At 71.7% G+C, this 21775-nt stretch carries 21 protein-coding genes; 9 read left to right on the top strand and 12 right to left on the bottom strand.

Annotated elements, in window-relative coordinates; translation table 11 throughout:
- Positions 1-29: 29 nt before the first annotated feature.
- The gene (locus JQN84_RS08650) at positions 30-791 is read right to left on the bottom strand and encodes a class I SAM-dependent methyltransferase (protein ID WP_204957827.1); all 762 of its coding nucleotides are present in this window, start codon (positions 789-791) and stop codon (positions 30-32) included.
- Between the two features lie 378 nt (positions 792-1169).
- On the opposite strand from JQN84_RS08650, the gene JQN84_RS08645 reads away from it, so the two are divergent.
- Positions 1170-1616, top strand: a complete 447-nt coding sequence (locus JQN84_RS08645) for a hypothetical protein (protein ID WP_204957826.1) — start codon at positions 1170-1172, stop codon at positions 1614-1616.
- 91 nt (positions 1617-1707) lie between these two features.
- Here the strand turns inward: JQN84_RS08645 and JQN84_RS08640 are convergent, their stop codons facing one another.
- Both JQN84_RS08640 and JQN84_RS08635 read right to left on the bottom strand, forming a co-directional pair.
- The gene (locus JQN84_RS08640; RefSeq protein ID WP_307821090.1) at positions 1708-2895 is read right to left on the bottom strand and encodes a helix-turn-helix domain-containing protein; all 1188 of its coding nucleotides are present in this window, start codon (positions 2893-2895) and stop codon (positions 1708-1710) included.
- Positions 2885-3091: a hypothetical protein gene (locus JQN84_RS08635; RefSeq protein WP_204958238.1), complete on the bottom strand. Its 207-nt coding sequence runs from the start codon at positions 3089-3091 to the stop codon at positions 2885-2887. The genes JQN84_RS08640 and JQN84_RS08635 overlap by 11 nt, the downstream gene beginning before the upstream one ends.
- A gap of 112 nt (positions 3092-3203) precedes the next feature.
- On the opposite strand from JQN84_RS08635, the gene JQN84_RS08630 reads away from it, so the two are divergent.
- On the top strand, positions 3204-3941 hold the full coding sequence (locus JQN84_RS08630; protein ID WP_204957825.1) for a helix-turn-helix domain-containing protein: 738 nt from the start codon (positions 3204-3206) through the stop codon (positions 3939-3941).
- A gap of 37 nt (positions 3942-3978) precedes the next feature.
- On the opposite strand, the gene JQN84_RS08625 is transcribed toward JQN84_RS08630, so the two are convergent.
- The 7 genes from JQN84_RS08625 to JQN84_RS08595 all read right to left on the bottom strand — a co-directional run bounded on the left by JQN84_RS08625 (position 3979) and on the right by JQN84_RS08595 (position 11361).
- A complete protein-coding gene (locus JQN84_RS08625; RefSeq protein WP_204957824.1) occupies positions 3979-4584 on the bottom strand; it encodes a PIN domain-containing protein in 606 nt (201 codons plus the stop codon).
- A 3-nt stretch (positions 4585-4587) separates the two neighbouring features.
- Positions 4588-5046, bottom strand: a complete 459-nt coding sequence (locus tag JQN84_RS08620) for an excisionase family DNA-binding protein (protein WP_204957823.1) — start codon at positions 5044-5046, stop codon at positions 4588-4590.
- A 279-nt stretch (positions 5047-5325) separates the two neighbouring features.
- Complete coding sequence (locus JQN84_RS08615; RefSeq protein WP_204957822.1) at positions 5326-7068, bottom strand: ABC transporter substrate-binding protein; 1743 nt, start codon at positions 7066-7068, stop codon at positions 5326-5328.
- Between the two features lie 119 nt (positions 7069-7187).
- Positions 7188-8174, bottom strand: a complete 987-nt coding sequence (locus tag JQN84_RS08610) for an ABC transporter permease (protein ID WP_204957821.1) — start codon at positions 8172-8174, stop codon at positions 7188-7190.
- Positions 8175-8186: 12 nt separating this feature from the next.
- Positions 8187-9191 (bottom strand): ABC transporter permease, encoded by a 1005-nt coding sequence (locus tag JQN84_RS08605; RefSeq protein ID WP_204957820.1) that lies wholly within the window; start codon positions 9189-9191, stop codon positions 8187-8189.
- Positions 9188-10318 (bottom strand): ABC transporter ATP-binding protein, encoded by a 1131-nt coding sequence (locus JQN84_RS08600; protein WP_307821087.1) that lies wholly within the window; start codon positions 10316-10318, stop codon positions 9188-9190. Before JQN84_RS08600 ends, JQN84_RS08605 begins: the two co-directional genes overlap by 4 nt.
- Positions 10315-11361, bottom strand: a complete 1047-nt coding sequence (locus tag JQN84_RS08595) for an ABC transporter ATP-binding protein (protein ID WP_204957819.1) — start codon at positions 11359-11361, stop codon at positions 10315-10317. The genes JQN84_RS08600 and JQN84_RS08595 overlap by 4 nt, the downstream gene beginning before the upstream one ends.
- A 195-nt stretch (positions 11362-11556) precedes the next feature.
- Here JQN84_RS08595 and JQN84_RS08590 point away from each other — a divergent pair, with 195 nt between their 5' ends.
- The 6 genes from JQN84_RS08590 to JQN84_RS08565 all read left to right on the top strand — a co-directional run bounded on the left by JQN84_RS08590 (position 11557) and on the right by JQN84_RS08565 (position 19070).
- Positions 11557-12105, top strand: coding sequence for a Uma2 family endonuclease (locus JQN84_RS08590; protein ID WP_204957818.1), 549 nt, complete (start codon positions 11557-11559; stop codon positions 12103-12105).
- A gap of 32 nt (positions 12106-12137) precedes the next feature.
- A complete protein-coding gene (locus JQN84_RS08585; protein WP_204957817.1) occupies positions 12138-13574 on the top strand; it encodes a TldD/PmbA family protein in 1437 nt (478 codons plus the stop codon).
- On the top strand, positions 13571-14998 hold the full coding sequence (locus tag JQN84_RS08580; RefSeq protein ID WP_204957816.1) for a TldD/PmbA family protein: 1428 nt from the start codon (positions 13571-13573) through the stop codon (positions 14996-14998). Before JQN84_RS08585 ends, JQN84_RS08580 begins: the two co-directional genes overlap by 4 nt.
- A gap of 271 nt (positions 14999-15269) precedes the next feature.
- Positions 15270-16076, top strand: coding sequence for a succinate dehydrogenase subunit SdhC (gene sdhC, locus JQN84_RS08575; protein WP_204957815.1), 807 nt, complete (start codon positions 15270-15272; stop codon positions 16074-16076).
- A 13-nt stretch (positions 16077-16089) separates the two neighbouring features.
- Complete coding sequence (locus tag JQN84_RS08570; RefSeq protein WP_204957814.1) at positions 16090-18003, top strand: fumarate reductase/succinate dehydrogenase flavoprotein subunit; 1914 nt, start codon at positions 16090-16092, stop codon at positions 18001-18003.
- Positions 18003-19070 (top strand): succinate dehydrogenase/fumarate reductase iron-sulfur subunit, encoded by a 1068-nt coding sequence (locus JQN84_RS08565; RefSeq protein WP_204957813.1) that lies wholly within the window; start codon positions 18003-18005, stop codon positions 19068-19070. Before JQN84_RS08570 ends, JQN84_RS08565 begins: the two co-directional genes overlap by 1 nt.
- A 228-nt stretch (positions 19071-19298) precedes the next feature.
- Here JQN84_RS08565 and JQN84_RS08560 read toward each other — a convergent pair whose 3' ends face one another.
- Positions 19299-19739 carry a (deoxy)nucleoside triphosphate pyrophosphohydrolase gene (locus JQN84_RS08560; protein ID WP_204957812.1) on the bottom strand — a complete coding sequence of 147 codons (441 nt, stop codon included), beginning with the start codon at positions 19737-19739 and terminating at the stop codon, positions 19299-19301.
- A gap of 182 nt (positions 19740-19921) precedes the next feature.
- On the opposite strand from JQN84_RS08560, the gene JQN84_RS08555 reads away from it, so the two are divergent.
- Positions 19922-20230 carry a 4a-hydroxytetrahydrobiopterin dehydratase gene (locus JQN84_RS08555; protein ID WP_204957811.1) on the top strand — a complete coding sequence of 103 codons (309 nt, stop codon included), beginning with the start codon at positions 19922-19924 and terminating at the stop codon, positions 20228-20230.
- 167 nt (positions 20231-20397) lie between these two features.
- Here the strand turns inward: JQN84_RS08555 and JQN84_RS32225 are convergent, their stop codons facing one another.
- Entirely contained in the window at positions 20398-21675 is a 1278-nt protein-coding gene (locus tag JQN84_RS32225) for a DUF4190 domain-containing protein (protein ID WP_204957810.1), read from the bottom strand.
- Positions 21676-21775: the final 100 nt, after the last annotated feature.

Genomic DNA, 21775 nt, shown 5'->3' with positions numbered 1-21775 from the left:
AGCGGGCGGCGGGGCGGCGGCCGGGCAGGTCAGCCGGCGGGGCGGCGGGCCAGCAGGGCGAACGCGTTGGGCAGGCGGCCCCGGAAGGCCGCCGCGTCGACGTCGCCCATCCGCCAGAACGGCTCCGCGTACTCGTCGAGCTGCCGGATCTCCAGGCCGGCGGTGACCACGGCGGTGACGATCCGGCCGAGCGTCCACTGCCACATCACCGCCCCGTGGGCCGGGAAACTGTCGTCGGGGCAGACGAACGAGCGGCCGAAGTAGCTGCGGTCGGGCCGGATGCGCGGCTCGTCCAGGTCCCAGGTCCACAGGTCGGTGGCCGGGTGACCGTCGTGGACGAACAGGTGGCCGCCGGGGCGCAGCAGCCGGGCCATCTCCCCGGCCCAGGCGTCGATGTCGGGCATCCAGATCAGCGCGCCCTTGCCGGTGTAGACGAGGTCGGCGCAGCCGTCGTGCAGCGGCACACCGGGGACCGTCCCGAGCAGGTAGTCGCAGGCGGTACCGAGGGCGTCGGCGCGCCCGCGCGCACCCCGGATCGCGTGCTCGCTGTAGTCGACGCCGATCACCATCCGGGCGCCGGCGTGGACCAGTGCGACGTCGTCCTGGCCGTTGCCGCTCTGCGGGTGGACCACCAGCGGGCGGGTCGCCAGGATGTCCCGGAGCAGCGCGCGTTCACTGGGGATGAGCGTGACACCGGCCGCCGCCTCGGCCGTCATCTGGTCGTTGGCCCAGACCCGCTCCTGGTGGGCCAGTTCCCAGGCGGTCCGGTTGGCACGCGACGTCGGGTCCATACCCCGAACTGTCCCGACCGACAGACCGGCGGTCAATCGAATTGCGTCCCTGTCCGAGGGTCGACGCCGGCCCGGATCGACTCAACGTCACGGATATAGCGGTATCCGAGCCCCATGACACCCCAACATCGCCCCCATGACCCCACCCGCCCGCCCACGCCCCGCCACGCCCCGCCTTGCCCCGGCGATCAAGAGGTTCGCGTCATCCTGCGGCCGGAATCTGACGCAAAGCTCTTGATCACCGGGGTCGGGTGGTGGACGAAGCGACCGAACGTCGAAACGGGGCTGCGGGAGAGGGCAGCGTCGATCACACTTTCGGGGGTCCCGCCCGCCCCCCACCCCGGAGACGACATGCAGCCCTTGTACGAGGAGCGGACCGTGCGACGTCGTCCCGGGTGGATGTGGGCCGGTGCTGCCGCTGGGCTGCTGCTCGCCGGGGGCATGTTCGTGGGCAACAGCACCAGGGCCCGAACCCCGGTCGCGGCGAACCGGCCGCCGGGAGAGACATTCACGGCCTCCGGCACGGTGCTGCTCGGCGACAGGGGATCCTTCGTCACCGACGGTCATGGTGGCTGCGCCGGGACGGGCGGCCACGCCGACGTCCAAGCGGGTGCCCAGGTGGTCATCTTCGCCGGCCTCGGATTCGCCGGTGGACGGTTGACCGACGCCCGTGCACTCGCCGACGGCACCTGCCAGTTCCGGTTCTCGGTGTCGGGAATTCCGGCCCGCCAGGACAGCTACCTGCTGATGGTCGCCGACCGGGATTCCCGGCAGTACGTCGAACAGGAACTGAAGAGCACCCTACTGGCCCTGCGGGTCGACTGACCGCCGGCCCGTCGCGCGACCCGGTCAGCGGATCATCTTCACCGCCCGGGTCGACACCACCAGGCGATCCGGCAGGCAGGACCGCTCCCCGTCAGAGCAGCCCGAGGCTGACGGCGAGCGGGGTGATCGTGGTGGGAGCACGCGGGTCGCGGGCGAGTTGGTCGACCACCTTCCGTACCGCCGGCCGGTGCCGGACCTCGGCGGGCGCGATCCGGTCGGCGCGGATCAGCGCCCGCGCCGCGCCGACCGGATCGCCGGTCAGCAGGTACCCGCGCGCCGCGTCGACCAGGTGGGCGGCTCGGTGCTCGACCGGCAGCCAGCGCCACCCGTCCCACCCGATCACCTCCTCGTGCCGGGCGACCGCCTGCGGGCCGTCGCCCAGTTCCACGGCGGCGGTGACCCGTCCCGCCTCGACGGCCGCCGGCCCGAACCCCGTCCGGTGATGGTCGTGACCGTCGCCGACCTGGGCGGCCATCTCGGTGGCCTCGTCCAACAGGCCGTCGGCCGCCCGATCGTCCCCCGCCCGTGCCGCGATCAATGCAGCCTGCACCAGTAGCGATCCGCACAACGACCACTCCTGCGGCGTACCACGGTTGGGGTCGACCGGGGCGATCTGGTACGCGGCGGCCAGCATCACCGACCGCGCCCGCGCCACCGTCCGCAGCACCTGACCGAGTTGCACCGCCGCGCCCGCCAGCAACACCCGGTCACCGGTGGCGGCGGACATCGCCCGATCGGCGGCCAACCAGGCAAGGCTTCCCTCGTCCAGCTTCACCAGCAGCGCCGCCGTCAGCCGGTACGCCTGCACCACCGCCGCCCGGCCCGCCTCCGGGTCCCGCACGTGGGCACGATGCACCTCGGTCAACAATCCCGGCAGCAACTCCACCAGGCGCGGATACCGGGCCTGCTGGTACGCCGTCCACGCGTGCCCCAGCGCCCGCGCCAGCCGATCCGTCGACATCATTTCCCGGCCCGTCGCCCGGCCAAGAGCCATCTCGTACGTCGACAGCGCCGCCCTGATCCGGGCGACACTCGTATCGCGCGTGGCCATCTCGGCGGGTTGGGCGTCCCGACCGAGCAGCGTCGCGGTGTCGACCCGCAGCACCGCCGCGACCTCCCGGATGGTCGACATCCGTTCCAGCGGACGGACTCCACGCTCGACCTTGTCCACCCAACTCTTCGACTTGCCGAGCCGGTCGGCGAAGGACTGCTGCGACAGCTTCCGCCGCACCCGCAGGTACGCCACCCGCCGACCGATCGGCAACGCGTCACCGCTCACCGCGCCACCGCCGATCCGGCACCGCCCGGGTTGTTTCCTCCACGGGTATCCGCTCCGCCTCGGCCTGCGCCAGAATCCGCTGCCGGGCCGCCTCCCGCTCGGCGGCGTCGATCTGCTCACCCCGGCTCCCCGCCGATCCGTCGCCACGACGCTCCATCGCCACCTCCATCGACAACGCGGCAGCAGGTTCAGCCACCGCGCACTACATGGATTCGACGCTGAAATGTCGCTGCGCACGACGTCATAGCAAGTGACAAAACGGTCGCCTAGAGGACGACATTAGGGCGACAAATCGGTACCGTGACGGCATGGCTGCCCCCAACATCGCACTGCGCGCCGTTCGGACCAGGATGCGCATGAGCCAGGACGACTTCGCCCGCGCGCTGCAGGCCGCCGGCTACCGTGCCGGCGAACCCAACGACGCCAACAAGCGGCTCGTCCAACGCTGGGAGTCCGGGATGACCGCCGCCCCTCGACCCGTGTACGCCCGCGCGTTGGAGGTCGTCACCGGCCTGCCCATCACACTGCTCGGCTTCGCCACGACCCCTGACGGCGACGCGGTCGACGACCAGGACGGCGGCGACCGCTCGCCCATGTCCGACCTGGCCACCCCGACGCCCAGATCAGCCGCCGCGCACGGGTCACACGAGGGGGTGTGGCTCAGCCGCTATCAATACCACTCCAGCAGTCGCGGCGAGTCCTTCGCCGGACAGCACTTCGTGGTGGTGCTCCAGCACGGCGACCGGTTGACCGTGCGCAGCCTGCCCGGCTCGGCGGCATCGTCGCTGTCGCTGGATCTCAGCGTGGACGGCGCCGTCGTCACCGGGACCTGGGTGGAGCAGACCGACCCCGCCGGCCACTACCGGGGAGCCCGCTACCACGGCGCGATCCAACTGCTGGTGGAGCCGACCGGTCGACGGATGGCCGGGAAGTGGGTCGGGTTCGGCAAGGACATGGACGTCAACACCGGCCCCTGGGAGCTGACCTTCCAGGACGCTTCCACGTCCAAGGCGACGCTCGACCGCTACAACGCCCCGCCCGAGTAGTCTCTCGACGCCGTGTGCCTCCCCGGTCGAGATCCGACTACTCACCTACCGAGGCGCGGGGGTGCGATTCCCTCGCCGCCACAGGGCCGTCCATGGGTAGCGTGCTTCGTCGGACCGTCGCGGCGAAGCGTCGTGCGCCTGCACTGGCCAGGTAGTCCAATACCTGGTGGGCCGTCAACTGACGACCGCGTCGGCCCGTACCGGCCGCTTGCTCGCCGAGAATCCGCAGCAGGGTTCGCGGCTCACGGGCCCACAGATCGAGGAGAACGGTGTCGGGGTGTTCGGCGACCACCCCGTGCGGTTCGCAGGCGGCGAGGGGGAAGTCCCGCAGGTTGCAGGTGATGATCGAGTCCGCTCCGGCTGCCACCGCAGCGGCCAGCACGTGCCGGTCCTTGGTGTCGTTGCGCATCTGGTCGATCAGGGTTTCGTAGCCGGTGACCAATGCGTCCTCGAAGGCAGCGTTCATGAACGCGATTCGCCGGTCGATCGCGGCTGCCGGCACCGGCACGTGCCGTCGGACCTCCGCAAGAATGTCCGGTGACCAGCGCGGCTGATAGAGGTCTTCCTCGGCCAGCCGCAACAGGAAGTCGCACAGTGCGTTGGGGATCAGAACGTTGGCGTCCAGGACCGCGATCGTCGTCACCCGTCAGGCCGCGTCATCCGTCTCGACCGGCGCGGGCTGCCCGTACATGCCCATCTCGACCGCGTCTGCAGTCAACTCGTCGAGGAGCGCCCGCCGGGCCTGCCCACGCCGATCCCGATAGGCCAGAACCTGGTCAAGCGGGATGCGGCGCGACGAGTTCGGCCGCGAATAGCCGATCTCGCCAGCCTCCAGCAGCTTGATCAGGGTGGGACGGGACACTCCGAGCAACCCCGCCGCCTCGGTGGTCGTCAACTCCCGGTCCACCGGCACGATTGCCACCCCCCGACCGGATGCCAGGACATCGGCGATCCGGGTCAACACGTCCCGCACGGACGACGGCACCTCGACCTGCGCCCCACCACGGGTCATCGCCAACGCCCCCGAGCCGTCGTGGAGCAAGCCGACCAACTCGGTAAGCGAATGGCGTTCGCTGTCCCCCGGCATGATCGCTTTCGCAGCCATAGCCCCTCCCTACCATTCGACGCCATCTCCATCATCCCCCGAAGTGAAAAAAGTGCAACCACCTTCGCGGTTCGGAGCGGCCCGAGCCGGTGGCGAGCGGGGTGGTCATGGCGGGGCCACCCGGGCAACCGGGCCCGCTCGTGGCACCAATTGTGCAAATCGCGTGATTCACACGAGCGTTGACGGGCGCAGCCAGCACCACGCAGCGCGCCCACGAGAGCCGACGGGCTCCCTCCCGATCGGCGTCGGGAGGGAGCCCGGTTCCGGCTCAGTGCGACGTCACTGCTTGACGTGGGCGTTGACGAAGGACGGGTAGCCGAAGACGCTGGAGATGAACACCCCGCCCACCTTCGAGCCGTGCACCGTGTAGGCCACATCCACGAAGAGCGGCACCACCGGGGCGTACTCGGTCATGATCCGCCGGTCGAGCTTGCCCCACTCGGGGCCCTGGTCGGCCGGGGGCATGGCCTGGATGCGGTCGATCTCGGCGTTGACCGCCGGGTCGTTGAAGTACGCCTGGTTGCTGTTGCCCTCGGCCTTGATCGTGCGGCCGTCGTAGAGCACCGGCAGGATCGACGCGCCGCTGGGCCAGTCGGCGGCCCAGTTGCCGATGTAGAGGTCCCACGGGTTGTTCTTCTTCTTGATCTCGTCGAGCTTCGCGTCGTCCGGGATGTTCCGCAGCGTGATCCTGAATCCGGCGCGTTCCAGGTTGGCCTTGAGCTGGGTGCCGATCTGCTGTTCGGTGGTGTTGTCGGCGACCCCGAGGACCAGCTCCGGGGTCTTGCCGGCGAGCAGTTCCTTGGCCTTGTCGACATCGCCGTTGGCGCCGGCCGGGTAGGCGTCGTACGCCTGGTAGCCGATGGTGGACGGCGGCATCAGGGTGGTCATCGGCTGGGCGACGGTCTGCCCGCCGAGCGCCTTGACCAGGCCGTCGCGGTCGATGGCGTAGTTGAGCGCCCGGCGGACGGCGAGGTCGGTGACCCGCTGGTTGTTGATCACGAGCTGGTTGGCGCTCGGCGTCGGCGACAGGACGCTGCGCGACTTGAGACCCCGGTCCTGGGCGACCCGGGCGACCAGCGAGGCCGGCACGTAGTTCCAGGCCAGCGCGCTCTGGTCGGCGCCGTTGTCGGCGATCACCCGGTTGACGGCCGCGTCGGCGGTCGGCCCGAAGGTCCAGACGAACTGGTCCGGGTACTGGTGGCGGACCGGGTCGGTGGCCGGGTCCCAGTGCGGGTTGCGCTCCAGGGTGAGCTGCACGCCCGCCTGGTTCTTGGCGATCTTGTACGGCCCGGAGGAGAACGGCCGCTGGTCCAGGTTGACGCCGGTGTCCTGGTCCGGCCGCAGCGGCGCGGTGGTCGGCAGCGAGACCGCGAACGGCAGGTCGCAGCGGGGCTTGGCGAACTCGAACCGCAGCGTCTTCGCATCCGGGGTGGTCAGCCCCGGCGGCAGCGACGTCTTGTTCTTCGTGAAGTCCCACTTCGTGTCGTACTGCGGGGTGTCGGCCAGCCACTCCTGGAGGTAGGTGGGGCCACCGGTCAGGTCGGGGTCGAAGGAGCGGGCGATGCCGTACGCGATCTCCCGGGACGTGATCGGGCTGCCGTCCTCGAACTTCACCCCGTCCTTGATGGTGTACTCCCAGACCCGGCAGTCGCTGTTCACGTTGTTGCCAGGGTTCTGGGCCAGGTCACCGACCAGGACCAGGCCACCGTTGCCGTCGTCCTTCCAGGTGGTCAGGTAGCGGGCGAACAGCGGGTTGGCCATCAGGCCGGCGAACGAGTACGTCCGCTGCGGGTCCAGGTGGGAGATGGGGGTCTCCCGGATGATGGTGAAGGTGCCGCCCCGGGTCGCCCCCTCGATCTCGGCGGCGGGGCCCTGGGAGTCCTTCGGGTCGGTGGCGATCACCCCGGTCTGCTGCCGGTCGGTGTCCACGGTGGTGCCCTCGCCCGTGTTCTCCGAGCAGGCCCCCAACGCCACCACCAGGGCGATCGCCCCGCCCACGGCGGCTGCTGCGCGTGGTCGCATCTCCTACCTCCTCCACCCGGTCACCGGCGGAGGTGGCCGCCGACACCCGGGGATCGTCAAGAAGAAAAACTTCGGACTGTCTAGCAGATTCCGGTAACTTCCACCGCCCGACGGGCCGGTCAGCGCAACCGCACCCGGGGGTCGATCGCCGCGTACAGCAGATCCACCAGCACGTTCGCCAGCACCACGAAGACCGCCGCGATCAGCACGGTCGCCATGATGGTGGGCAGGTCACCGGCGCGTACCGCGTCGACCGCCGTACGGCCCATGCCGCCCAGGCCGAAGGTCGTCTCGGTGATCACCGTGCCGCCCAGTGCGCCGCCGACGTCCAGGCCGGCGATCGTCACCACCGGCGTGATCGCCGCGCGCAGCGCGTGCCGGCCGTACACCGTGCGTTTGGCCAGGCCCTTGGCCCGTGCGGTCCGCACGAAGTCCTCCGAGAGTGTCTCCAGCATCTGCGCCCGGGACAGCCGGGCGTAGATGGCGGAGAAGAGGAACGCCAGCGACAGCCAGGCCAGCACCAGCCCGCCGGCCCAGCGCACCGGGTCGTCGAGCAGCGGCGTGTAGCTCGGTACCGGCAGCCAGCGCAGCGTGTAGACGAACACCAGCAGCAGCACCGCGCCCACGAAGTAGAGCTGCAACGACGCCCCGGCCAGTGAGAAGCCGATCGCCGCCCGGTCCAGCCAGGTGCCCCGGCGCAGCGCTGAGACCATGCCCAGGCCCACCCCGAGCAGCAGCCACAGCACCGCCGCCGGCACGACGATGCTCAACGTCACCGGCAGCACCCGGGCGATGGTGTCGCTGACCGCCTCGTTGGCGACGTACGACCAGCCCAGGCAGGGTGCGTCGCACCTGCCGCCCTGGGCGCTGCCGAGGTCCCGGCCGGTCACGATGCCCTTCATGTAGCCGGCGTACTGGCTGATCAGCGGATCGCGCAGGCCCAGCTCCTGACGGACCCGCTCCAGCCGTTCCGGGTTGCAGTTCTTGGGGCACATCCCGGTGACCGGGTCGCGGGGCAGGGCGAAGAACATCAGGAAACTGAGCACGCTGACCGCGAAGAGCGTCAACGCCGCCGAGAAGAGCCGCTTGACCAGGAACCGCGCCATCGCCGGGCCCTCCTACCGGGACGACTTCGGGTCGAGCGCGTCGCGCAGCGCGTCGCCGAAGAGGTTGAAGGCGAACACGAGCGCGAAGATCGTGATGCCGGGGAAGAAGACGTACGCCGGGTCGGTCTGGAGATAGTCCAGGCTGCGGTAGATCATCCGGCCGAAGCTCGGGGTGGCGTCGGTCAGCCCGACCCCGATGAACGACAGCGCCGCCTCGCTGGTGATGTACGCCGGCACCGCCAGCGAGAACGACACCAGGATCGGCGCCCAGAGGTTCGGCAGCAGTTGCCGGAACAGCATGTGCCCCAGCCCCGCGCCGCTGGCCCGCGCCGCCTCCACGAACTCCCGCTCGCGCAACGCGATCACCTGCCCCCGGACCAGCCGGGCGGTGCTCGTCCAGCCGAACAGCGCGAAGATGGCGATCAGCACCCCGATCTGGAACGCGGCCGGCACCTCCTCCCGCTGGCCGTAGAAGCGCAGCGCGATGGTGGGCGTCAACGCCAGCGCGATGATCAGGAACGGCATCGCCAGGGTCAGGTCGGTGACCCAGTTGACCACCGCGTCCAGCCAGCCGCCCAGGTAGCCGGCGACGGTGCCCAGCACGACACCGATCGCCGCCGTGGTCACCGCCGCCGCGAAGGCGATGAACAGCGAGGTGCGCAGCCCGTGCACCATCCGGATGAAGATGTCCCGGCCCAGCGCCGGCTCCAGTCCGAACCAGTGTTCCCCGGTCACCCCGCCGGCGTAGCCGAGCGGCATCCCGAACCCGTCCAGCCGGGACTGGAACTGCTCCCGGGGACCGATCCCGTACGCCCATTCGATCAGTGGCACGGCGAGCGCCACCAGCACGAAAAAGACCAGCATCCCGCCGCTGACCAGGCCGGTCCGGTCGCGTCGCAGCCGGGCCCAGGCGAGTTGGCCGGGCGAGCGCCCGACGAACCCGGAGCCGGGCCGGTCGCCACCCGTTGCGGCCTCGGCCTCGGCCAGCGTCGCCGGATCAACCGGGGACACACTCATCTCGGCACCTCCTCGGCGTTCCCGTCCGCCCGGCCCGCGCCCGGGGTGGCCGGGCCCGTCCCGCCAGCCGTGCCCGCCCGTGCGTCGCCGGGACCGGACGGGGTCGGTCCGGTCTCCGGGAAGTGGCAGGCGGTGGCGTGCCGGCCCCCGGCGTCGACCACCAGCACCGGCTCCTCGCGGGCGCAGACGTCGCGCGCCCGGGGGCACCGGGTGCGGAACCGGCAGCCCGACGGCGGGTCCAGCGGCGTGGGCACGTCCCCGGTCAGTCTGATCCGCCCCACCGCACCCGTGGCGGTCACGTCCGGAACCGCCGACAGCAGTGCCCGGGTGTACGGGTGCCGGGGCCGCCGGTAGATGTCGTCCCGGTCGCCGATCTCGACGATCCGGCCCAGGTACATCACCGCGACCCGTTGGCAGAAGTGCCGCACCACGGCCAGGTCGTGTGCGATGAACACGAACGCCAGGTCGAGGTCGCGTTGCAGGTCGCGCAGCAGGTTCACCACCTGTGCCTGGATCGAGACGTCGAGCGCGGAGACCGGTTCGTCGGCGACGATCAGCCGGGGTCGCAGGGCCAGCGCGCGGGCGATCCCGATCCGCTGCCGCTGCCCGCCGGAGAACTCGTGCGGGTAGCGGTTGTAGTGCTCCGGGTTCAGCCCGACCAGTTCCAGCAGCTCGCGGACCCGCGCCTTCACCCCGCCGGGCGGGTCGATCCGGTTGACCTGCAACGGCATCGCCACGATCCGTCCGACGGTGTGCCGGGGGTTCAGCGAGGCGTACGGGTCCTGGAAGATGATCTGGAGGTCCTGCCGCAGTGGACGCAGCGCACGCCGACGGGCGTGGGTGATGTCCCGGCCGGCGAACTCGATCGTCCCGGCGGTCGGCTCCAGCAGCCGGACCAGCATCCGGCCGGTGGTGCTCTTGCCACAGCCGGACTCCCCCACCAGGCCCAGCGTCTCGCCGGGTCGCACGTCGAAGTCCAGCCCGTCCACCGCCCGCACCAGCCCCCGGGACCACAGGCCGGTGCGGACCGGGAAGTGCTTGGTCAACCCCCGTACCCGCAACAACGGCTCACCGGCGCTCACCGGCCCGCCCTCCGCTCGCGACCGCGGCACGTCCGTCGTGCTCACCGGGACACCCCCGCCCCGGGAACGGCCTGGTGGGAGAGGGCCGCGCGGTCGCCGGCGGGAAGGTGGCAGGCGACCAGGTGGCCGGCCGCGCCCGCCGGGCCGAGCGCCGGCACCACCGTACGGGAGCGGTCACCTGCGTACCGGCAGCGCGGGTGGAACGCGCAGCCGGGCGGCGGGTCGATCAGCGAGGGCGGGTTGCCGGGGATGGGCACCAGGTCCGCGTCCGGGTCGCCGTGCAGCGACGGCACGCTGGAGAGCAGCCCCCAGGTGTACGGGTGCTGCGGCCGGCGGAGCACCTGCGGCATGCTGCCCTGCTCGACCACCCGCCCGGCGTACATGACCAGCACGTCGTCGGCGACCTGGGCGACCACCCCCAGATCGTGGGTGATCAGCACGATCGCGGTGCGGAACTCGGCCTGGAGGTCGGCGAGCAGGTCGAGGATCTGGGCCTGCACCGTCACGTCCAGCGCGGTGGTCGGCTCGTCGGCGATGACCAGGGCCGGGTCGTTGACCAGCGCCATCGCGATCATCGCCCGCTGCCGCATGCCGCCGGAGAACTCGTGCGGGTACTGGTCGTAGCGGCGGGCCGGCTGCGGGATGCCCACCCGGTCGAGCATGTCCACGGCACGGGTCCGTGCCGCCCGCCGCCCCGTCCGGGGGTGGTGTACCCGGTACGCCTCGGCGATCTGCCGCCCCACGCTGTAGTAGGGGTGCAGTGCGGAGAGCGGATCCTGGAAGATCATCGCCACGTCCCGGCCGCGCAGCCGGCGTACCCGGTCCTCGGCCAGGCCGACGAGTTGCCGCCCGCCGACGCTGATCGTGCCGGTGACGGTGCCGCGTCGGGGGTCGTGCAGGCCGAGCACGGCCAGCGCGGTGGCGCTCTTGCCGGAGCCCGACTCGCCGACGATGCCGAGCGTCCGACCGCGCGGCACGGCGAAGGACACCCCGTCCACCGCACGTACCACGCCGTCGGCCGTGTCGAACCGCACCCGCAGGTCGTCCACCCGCAGGTACGGGTCGTCGCCTGCCTTCGGACTGTCCACGACCGCCTCCCCGGGGTTGTAGGGAACCTACAACAAAGAGCCGAGGCTGAAAATAAGCTACGGAGCGGGAGCTGTCACCGGACCACAGCGTAGTCGCCGCACGGTGTCGTCGCCGTCCGGTCGCACCCGGGGTGCGACCATGGGCGAGGTGCCCGGTGGAGGATGCCCGGCGACACGAGGTGGAGGTGACCGACCATGACCGCAGCGGTGTTCGGCCACGACGGACCGTGGACCGAAGAGGAGTACCTCTCCCTCGGCAAGACGTCCCAACGCGTCGAACTCTTCGACGGGAGCCTCCACGTGACCCCAGCCCCAACCCCCCGCCACCAGAACATCTCGGGAGAACTCCGGGCCGCGCTACGGCAGCCGGCCCGCAGTGCGCACCTGCGGGTCCTGGAGGCGGTCAACGTCCGCCTCAAGCCGGGTCGGATCACCATTCCCGATCTCGTCGTCACCGGCGAGATCGACTTCGACGAGGTCTACGTCGAGGCACACGACGTCCACCTGGTGTGCGAGATCATCTCGCCCGGCAACGCGGCGACCGACAAGGTCCTCAAGATGCACTATTACGCCACCGCCGGGATCGAGTGGTACCTGCTGGTCGAGCAGCAGAACGGCAACCTGCACCTCTACCGCCGACACGGCCGGCACTACCTGGAGCACGCGGTCGCCAAGGTCGGGGAGACGCTCGACCTCACGGAGCCGGTGCGGGCCACGATCCGGCCCGAGGATCTGGTGCCCTGACGGATGTCGGTGGACTGGCCTAGGGTCGGTCCATGACCGAGTTCGATGCGGCGTCCGCAGCCGTCCAGGCCGCTCTCGACGCGGGCGCCCGGTACGCCGACGCCCGGGTGATGCACCTGCGCTACGAGTCGATGTCCGCGCGCAACGGCGACATCGAGGAGCTGACCCAGGACGAGAGTCTCGGCCTGGGGGTGCGTGCGCTGGTCGGGTCGGGGTGGGGCTTCCACGCCGTACCCGAGCTGTCCGACGCGGCGGCCCGCGCGGCCGGCCGGCGGGCCACCCAGGTCGCCGCCGCGAGCGCCCGGGTGCCCGGCCCACCGATCACGCTGACCCCGGCCGAGCCGGTGGTGGCGAGCTGGGCCTCCGACTGCGCGGTCGACCCGCTCGGCGTGCCGTTGTCCGACAAGGGCGACCTGCTGGTGCGGGCCACCGAGGCGGCCCGTGGGCAGGGGGCCGACCTGGCCCAGGGGCTCTACCAGGTCTGGGACACCCGCAAGTGGTTCGTCTCCAGCGAGGGGCACCGCATCGACCAGCACATCCGCGAGTGCGGCGGCGGCATCTCGGCCACCTCGATCGGCGAGCACGAGACCCAGCGCCGCTCCTGGCCGAGCTACCGGGGCCAGTACGGCACCACCGGGTGGGAGCTGGTCGAGTCGCTCGACCTCACCGGGCACGCCGCCCGGATCGCCGACGAGTCCCGGGCGCTGCTCACCGCGCCGGAGTGCCCGGCCGGCGAGACCGACCTGATCCTTGGCGACGAGCAGCTCGCGTTGCAGATCCACGAGTCGGTCGGGCACGCCATCGAGCTGGACCGCATCCTCGGCTGGGAGGCCGCCTTCGCCGGCACCTCCTGGCTCGACCTGGCCCAGCTCGGGTCGCTGCGCTACGGCTCCGAGCTGATGAACGTCACCATCGACCCGACGATCCCCGGCGCGCTGGGCAGCTTCGGCTTCGACGACGAGGGTTCCCCGGCGGTCAAGCGCGACGCGGTCCGCGAGGGCCGCTGGGTCGGGGTGCTCGCCGGCCGGGACTCGGCCGCCGTCGCCGGCCTCGGTCACGGCGGCAGCGTACGCGCCGACGGCTGGGCCCGGCTGCCGATGGTGCGGATGACCAACGTGGGCCTGGAACCCGGCCCGCACACCCTCGACGAGATCATCGCGGCCACCGACGACGGGGTGCTGATGGACGTCAACCGGTCCTGGTCGATCGACGACCGACGACTGAACTTCCAGTTCGGCTGTGAGATCGCCTGGGAGGTGCGCAACGGCCGGCGCGGCCGGATGCTGCGCAACCCCACCTACACCGGCATCGGCCCACTGTTCTGGCAGTCGATGGACATGCTCTCCTCCGAGATCGTCCCGTGGGGCACCCCGAACTGCGGCAAGGGCCAGCCGGGCCAGATCGGGCACACCGGGCATCCGGCGGCGCCGGCTCGGTTCCGGGGCGTCCGGGTGGGGGTGCGGGCATGACCGGCCTGCGCGACACCGGGGCGACCGAGCTGGACGTCGCCGCCCGGGTGGTGGAGCTGGTCCACGAGATCGCCGGTCCGACCGCCGAGGCCGAGGTCGACGTCGTCCGGCACGATCTGGCGTTGACCCGGTTCGCCAACTCGTTCATCCACCAGAACGTCGCCGAGTCGCAGGTGACGGTGCGGCTGCGGGTGCACGTCGACGGTCGGACGGCCGCCGGGGGCGGCAGCCTGATCGGCCCCGACGGGCTGCGGGCCCTGGTCGGGCGGACCCTCGCCGCCGCCCGGCTCTGCCCGCCCGATCCGGCCTGGCCGGGGCTGACCCCGCCGTCGGCGGTGCACTCCAACGGCCTGCTCGACGAGGCCACCGCCTATGCCGAGCCGGCGGCCCGCGCCGACCGGGTGCGCGCCTTCGTCGACGCGGTGGGCGGGCTGGAGGCGGCCGGGTACTGCCGGACCGCGTACCGGTCGGGGGCGTTCGCCAACTCGGCCGGCCAGTCGGCGCAGGGGCGCACCACCGAGGCGGCGATGGACGGCATCGCCCGGGTGGACGGCGCGGACGGGGTGGCCCGGCTCTGCGCCGGTCGCCTCGACGAGCTGGACGGCGCGTCCCTGGGGGTGCGGGCGGCGGCGAAGGCACGGGCCGCCGCCGACCCGGTCGAGCTGCCCCCGGGCCGGTACGAGGTGGTCCTCGAACCGGCCGCCGTGGCCGACCTGCTACAGAATCTCGCCTGGTACGGCTTCAACGGCAAGCGGCACGTCGAAGGCCAGTCGTTCGCCCGGCCCGGCGTCGCCCAGTTCGATCCGGCGGTGACCCTGGTCGACGACCCGACGTACGGCGGGGCGATGCCGTTCGACCTGGAGGGCACCCCGCGTACGGCGTTGACCCTGGTCGAGGCGGGCACCACCCGCGCGGTGGCCCACGACCGGCGCAGCGCCGCCGGGGCGGGCACGTCGTCGACAGGGCACGGGACGCCGGGCGGCGCCACCTTCGGCCCGATCCCCCGCAATCTCCTGATGCCCGGGTCGGCCGGCGATCCGGTGGACCCGGCGGTCGGCGGCCACCCGGCCGGCGGCCCGGTCGTGGGGGCGGTGGCGGACGCGGACACCGCCGCACTGGTCGCGCCGATGGCCCGAGGGCTGCTGGTCAGCGACTTCTGGTACACCCGGGTGCTCGATCCGTTGAGCCTGGTGGTCACCGGGTTGACCCGCAACGGGGTGTGGCTGGTCGAGGACGGCGTGCCGGTGCGGGCGGTGCGGAACCTCCGGTTCACCGAGGCGTACCCCCGGGCGTTGGGGCCGGGGGCGGTGCTCGGTCTCGGCCGGCGGCCGGTCCGCCAGCCGGACCGGTTCGACGGCGGCTGGTGGGAGGGGCCGGCACTGCGGCTGGCCTCGTGGAACTTCACCGGCGGCGCGTCGGGCTGACGGTGCCGCAGCGCCCGCGCAGCCGACTGACGCCGACTACACATTGATCATGGTTCGGGTCTTTCCAAGGTGCGGGACACACGGGACACTGCGTTGCGCGGCCCGAACGTGATGATCGGCGTAACGTGTGTCACTTAGCTGCGCCGATGTTTCGGCGTGGTCGCCTGCTTGCGCACGACGCGGCAGTGGACACGGTCCGGCCGGTCCACTGGCCGGCACGGAACGTGAACCGCCGCCCGCGAGGGCCCGTCCCGTCAGGAAGACGACTCGAATGACATCAACGGCAACGAAGCCGCGGGGTGCGCGGGCGCGCGCCGCCATCGCGGCGAAGACGTTGCGGACCGACCGCTGGTGGTTCGCCCCCCTGATCACCGTCGTCGGGCTCAGCGCCTGGGTGGCGTACGCGACCGTCCGGGTGTTCATGCACAAGTGGTACTGGGTGGACCAGTACCACTACCTGACGCCGTTCTACTCCCCCTGTGTGACCGACAGGTGCGTCGAGGGCTCCTCGCACTTCGGCACTCTCCTGCCCGGCTGGTGGATCATCCCGGACGCGGCGCTGACCCTGCCGTTCCTGCTGCTGTTCCGGTTGACCTGCTACTACTACCGCAAGGCGTACTACAGGTCGTTCTGGCTGTCGCCGCCGGCCTGCGCGGTTCCCGACGGGCACAAGTCCTACTCCGGGGAGACCCGGTTCCCGCTGCTCGGGCAGAACCTGCACCGCTACTTCTTCTACGCCGCCGCGATCATCTCGCTGATCAACACCTGGGACGCGGTGCTGGCCTTCCACTCGCCGGAGGGCTTCGGCTTCGGGCTGGGCAACATCGTCCTGCTGGTCAACGTGGTGATGCTCTGGGCGTACACGATCTCCTGCCACTCCTGCCGGCACATCATCGGCGGGCGGCTCAAGCACTTCTCCGCGCACCCGGTGCGGTACCGGGCCTGGACGTTCGTGTCCAAGCTGAACACCCGGCACATGCAGCTCGCCTGGATCACCCTCGGCACGCTGGCCTTCACCGACTTCTACGTGATGGCCATCGCCGCCGGCTGGTTCACCGACCTGCGGTTCATCAACTAGAGGGCGCGGCGACATGACCACTACCACTCGCATCGAACGACACCACTACGACGTCGTCGTGATCGGGGCCGGCGGCGCCGGCCTGCGCGCGGCGATCGAGGCCCGGCTCGCCGGCAAGAAGACCGCGATCATCTCCAAGTCACTGTTCGGCAAGGCGCACACCGTGATGGCCGAGGGCGGCGCGGCGGCCGCGATGGGGAACGTGAACAGCCGGGACAACTGGCAGGTGCACTTCCGTGACACCATGCGCGGCGGCAAGTTCCTCAACAACTTCCGGATGGCCGAGCTGCACGCGAAGGAGTCGCCGCAGCGGATCTGGGAGCTGGAGACGTACGGGGCGCTCTTCGACCGGACGAAGGACGGCAAGATCTCCCAGCGCAACTTCGGCGGGCACGAGTACCCCCGGCTGGCGCACGTCGGTGACCGCACCGGCCTGGAGCTGATCCGCACCCTCCAGCAGAAGATCGTCTCCCTCCAGCAGGAGGACAAGCGCGACCTCGGCGACTACGAGGCCCGGATCCGGGTGTTCTCCGAGACGACCATCACCGAACTGCTGCTCGACGGGGACCGGGTGGCCGGGGCGTTCGGCTACTACCGGGAATCCGGCGAGTTCATCCTGTTCGAAGCACCGGCGGTGGTGCTGGCCACCGGCGGGGTCGGCCGGTCCTACAAGGTCACCTCGAACTCCTGGGAGTACACCGGGGACGGGCACGCGCTGGCGCTGCGCGCCGGGGCCACGCTGATCAACATGGAGTTCCTCCAGTTCCACCCGACCGGCATGGTCTGGCCGCCCTCGGTGAAGGGCATCCTGGTCACCGAGTCGGTCCGGGGCGACGGCGGCGTGCTGAAGAACTCCGAGGGCAAGCGGTTCATGTTCGACTACGTCCCCGACGTCTTCCGCAAGCAGTACGCGGAGACCGAGGAGGAGGCCGACCGCTGGTACACCGACCCGGACAACAACCGGCGTCCGCCGGAGCTGCTCCCCCGCGACGAGGTCGCCCGCGCGATCAACAGCGAGGTCAAGGCCGGTCGGGGTACGCCGGCCGGCGGCGTCTACCTGGACATCGCCTCCCGGCGTTCGGCCGACGAGATCCGCCGTCGACTGCCGTCGATGTATCACCAGTTCAAGGAGCTGGCCGACGTCGACATCACGGCCGAGCCGATGGAGGTCGGGCCGACCTGCCACTACGTGATGGGCGGCGTCGAGGTGGACCCGGACTCCGGGGCCGCGTTCGGCACCGTGCAGGGGCTGTTCGCCGCCGGTGAGGTCTCCGGCGGCATGCACGGCTCCAACCGGCTGGGCGGCAACTCCCTGTCCGACCTGCTGGTCTTCGGCAAGCGGGCGGGCGGGCACGCGGCGTCGTACACCGATCAGCTGGCCTCGCGCCCGAAGGTGCCGGTGGCCGCGGTGGAGACCGCCGTGGAGACGGCGCTGGCGCCGTTGCAGCGGGACACCGGGGAGAGCCCGTACACCCTCCAGCAGGATCTCCAGGCGGTGATGGGGGATCTGGTCGGCATCATCCGCCGGGAGGGCGAGCTGGTCGACGCGCTGCGCCGGCTGACCGAGCTGCGGGAGCGGGTGGCGAAGGTGAGCGCGGCCGGCGGCCGGCGTTACAACCCGGGCTGGCACCTGGCGCTGGACCTGCGCAACATGCTGGTCGTCTCGGAGTGCACCGCGAAGGCGGCGCTGGAGCGGCAGGAGTCGCGCGGCGGGCACACCCGGGAGGACTTCCCGACCATGGACCCCCGCTGGCGGCGGATCAACCTGGTCTGCACGCTCGACGGTGACACCGTCCGGCTGGAGCACAAGCCGCTGCCGAAGATGCGGGCCGAGCTGATCGGCCTCTTCGACCGTACCGAGCTGGCCAAGTACCTGACCGACGAGGAGCTGGCCGACGTCGACGCCGTCGGCGAGGAGGCGAACTGATGGGAAGCAAGAGGGAGTTCCGCATCTGGCGGGGCGACGAGACCGGCGGTGACCTCCAGGACTACTCGGTCGAGGTGAACGAGGGCGAGGTCGTCCTCGACGTCATCCACCGGCTCCAGGCCACCGACGCGCCGGATCTGGCCTGCCGGTGGAACTGCAAGGCCGGCAAGTGCGGCTCCTGCTCGATGGAGATCAACGGCAAGCCCCGGCTGAGCTGCATGACCCGGATGTCGACGTTCGAGGAGTCCGAGACCGTCACGGTCACCCCGTTGCGCACCTTCCCGGTGATCCGGGACCTGGTCACGGACGTCTCGTTCAACTACGAGAAGGCACGCGAGACGCCGGCCTTCGCCCCGCCGGCCGACCTGGCGCCGGGTGAGTACCGGATGCAGCAGGTCGACGTGGAACGCTCGCAGGAGTTCCGCAAGTGCATCGAGTGCTTCCTGTGCCAGAACGTGTGCCACGTGATCCGCGACCACGAGGAGAACAAGCCGGCCTTCTCCGGCCCCCGGTTCTTCATCCGGGCCGCCGAGCTGGACATGCACCCGCTGGACGCGAAGACCGACCGCAAGCAGTACGCGCAGCAGGAGCAGGGGCTCGGCTTCTGCAACATCACCAAGTGCTGCACCGAGGTCTGCCCCGAGCACATCAAGATCACCGACAACGGGATCATCCCCATGAAGGAACGGGTCGTCGACCGCAGGTACGATCCCCTGGTATGGCTCGGTAGCAAGATCTTCCGTCGGGGCGAGACGCCCCAGAGCACCGCGAACAGCGCGGGAAAGGGGTCCGTGGTGCACAGCGGCGCACGGCAGGCTGGAGTCCACTCGCACGCCGGCGGCTCCGGCGACCCGGCCGCGGAGGCCCAGGCCCAGCAGGGCGTGAACTGGCACCGCGAGGTCCCGCACCCGACCATGCCGGCGGTCGACGACCGGGGCAAGCTCCCGCTGACGGAGTTGACCTTCGACCGGGCGGCGGCCCCGTCGCCGTTCGGTGACGACGTCACCTTCCCGCTGCCGCCGGAGCACCTGAACTTCGCCCACCCGAGCCAGGACGACAAGCACTGAACGGGCACGAGACCGGCACGACAGGCACCGGGCCGGCCTGACGGCACCACCGGGCCGGGCGAACGGCACGGGCCGGGCGAACGGCACGGGCCGGGCGAACGGCACGGGCCGGGACGGCCGGCATCGCTGCGGCGCGACATCCGCCGCAACGGGCACGACGAGGTCGACGGGGGTCGACGGCACACGCCGTCGGCCCCCGTCGCCGTGTCGGCCGGGCACCCGCCGCCGTCAGCCGGCGGCCAACAGCGGGCGGAGGGCGGCGACGATGGGCACGTCGGCGGGGAGCCAGGTGACGCTGTGCAGTTCGTCGGCGGTCAGCCAGCGCAGCGCGGAGTGTTCCAGTGCGCGCGGCTGGTCGCCGTGCAGCAGGCGTGCCGCGTACACCTTCAGCACCGACCGGCCGTGGGCCATCCGGACGTCGCGGCCGATCCGGTCGCCGACCTCCACCCGGACGGCCAACTCCTCGGCGCACTCACGGACCAGCGCCGCCGTCTCACTCTCGCCCGGCTCGACCTTGCCGCCGGGGAACTCGAACATGCCGGCGACCTCGGGGGGCGCGGTACGCGCACAGGCGAGCACCCGCCCGGCGGAGATGATCGCCGCTCCCACGACCACCCTCGGCTCGCGCCGGTCGGTCGGTCCGTTACCGCTACTCCGTTCGGTCTGCACGGGCGTCCAGCGTGCCAGATCAATCGTCGGTTTGGGTACCGTGGCCGACCGGTAGGCCAATAAGAGACGGAAGTGTGGGCGTGGACACACCGCCATCAGGTCGACAGACTAATAGCACCACGAGGACACGGGACGGCGACGATTTGGCCACAAGCCGGCAACGGCGCCTGGGAGGTGCGGTGATGCGCGCGCTGTTCACCAGTCGAAGCAAGCACGACTATCTCAGTGACGCCCTCACGCTCCTGCACGGGTGGACCCGCGACGGTGAGCAGATCCGCCGCACCCTGGTCATGGACGACAGCCAGCACGCCGCGCTCACCGAACGGGTCAAGGTCGTCGCGGACGCGCTGCGGCTGCGACCGGACATCAGCCGGCGGGACACCGAGACCCGCATCCGGGTCGGGCACGGCGACGGGGAGCCGCTCACCGAGGGTGAGGTGCTGCTCGCCGCCCGGATCGAGGACGCGTACCGCGCGGTGACGGCGGACTGACCAGCCGGCCGCGGCGGTCGCGGGTGACCGGCGGTTCCCGTCATCGTCGACCCCCGTCGTCGCCAGCCGCACCCTCCCCGCCAGCTTAGAGCCGTCCGGGGCCCGCCCCCTCGGCGGAACGTCCGCCCCGTCCGCGCCGAGTGGTCGGAACACCACCCTCGGTCAGCTCAGCGCATCGGCTCGCCCTGCGCCGTCGGCAACCCCAGCGCCTGGCGTACGGCCAGCTCGGTGGCCGGGTCCGGATGCTGCCCGGCCTGCGCGACCACCTGGAGCAGCCGGCCCCGGTCGGGTTCGCCGTCGGCGTCCCGCCAGGCCGGCTCGTCCTGCTCCATCTCGGTGAGCAGCCGCTCCATCGCCGGGCGGACCGCCTCCGGCCAGGTCTCGCGGCGCAGCCGGAACCACATGTCGGTGTGGATGGTCTCGGCCCGACGCACCGCGTCCCGTAGCCCGGCCGGGGTGCTGGTCGGCGCACTGGCCACCAGGGCGGCCCGCGCCTCGGTCCAGTCCCGGCTGGCCAGCAGGTAGCCGAGCTGCGCCGGGTCCAGCACCGTGGTGTCCATCCGCAGCGACCGGGACAGCCCCGCCGGGGAGGTCAGGTAGCAGGTGATGGTGGGGTCGGTGGACCAGTCGACCCGGGTCGGCAGGAACCAGCTCAGCCGCACCTCGGTCGGCAGTCCCAGCGGGTCCACCACGTAGCTGCGCTGCCGCTGCCGGCAGAGCGTCTCGGCCCGCTGGGAGAGCGCCGCCGCACCCGGGTACCGCTCGTCGGCGGAGCGCTCGTAGGCGGGGAAGTCGTCGACGTACTCGGCGTGGTGCGGGGTGTCACAGGCCACCCGGGTGACCTTCTCGGGGGCGGTCCGGCTGGCGGTGGCACCGGAGGACACCCGGAAACAGTCCCCCACCCGCAGCCCGCGCAGCCCCGGGTCGGGGTCGGAACCGGTCATCGTGACGCCCAGCGCCACCAGACCGGCCAGCACCCAGCCACCGAGCAGCACCAGGCCGGCGATCACCAGCCCTCGACCCCGCTCACCGTCCCGCCTGATCCGGCGTAGCGCGAACCCGGCGGTGACCGGTGCCAGCACCCCGCCGAGCAGGCCGAGCAGCAGCGTCACCACGGCCAGCCGGTTCAGCCGGCCCCGGACTGCGGGGCGCTGCGGCCACGGCTCCCAGTCGGGCACGGCATGCGACGCCGGGCCCGCCTCGGCGTCCCCGGTACCGCCCGGGGCCGTGTCGGCACCGCCGTTGGCCGCGTCGGCACCGGGGGCCGGGGGCGGGGTCGCCGCAGCGGCCGGGCTCGCGTCCGCACCGCCGTCGGGCGCGTCGGCACCGCCGGGAGCCGGAGGCGTCGCGTCGGGCGGGGCCGCGTCGGCGGTGCCGGCCGCGGTCGTCGGCGGCACCGGCCGCGACTCGTCGGCGGGCTGCGTCTCGGAACGTTCGCTGGTCACACCGCTTCCCTCCCCCGTCGCCCCGCGTCCGGCCAGGCATGGGGAGACTAGTCGACCGGGCGGACGGGCAGGCAACGGCCGACGCTGGCGCCCACTTCCT

The organism is Micromonospora humidisoli (assembly GCF_016900955.1).
Taxonomy (GTDB): Bacteria; Actinomycetota; Actinomycetes; order Mycobacteriales; family Micromonosporaceae; genus Micromonospora; species Micromonospora wenchangensis.
This window is presented reverse-complemented; position numbering and strand designations above follow the sequence as displayed.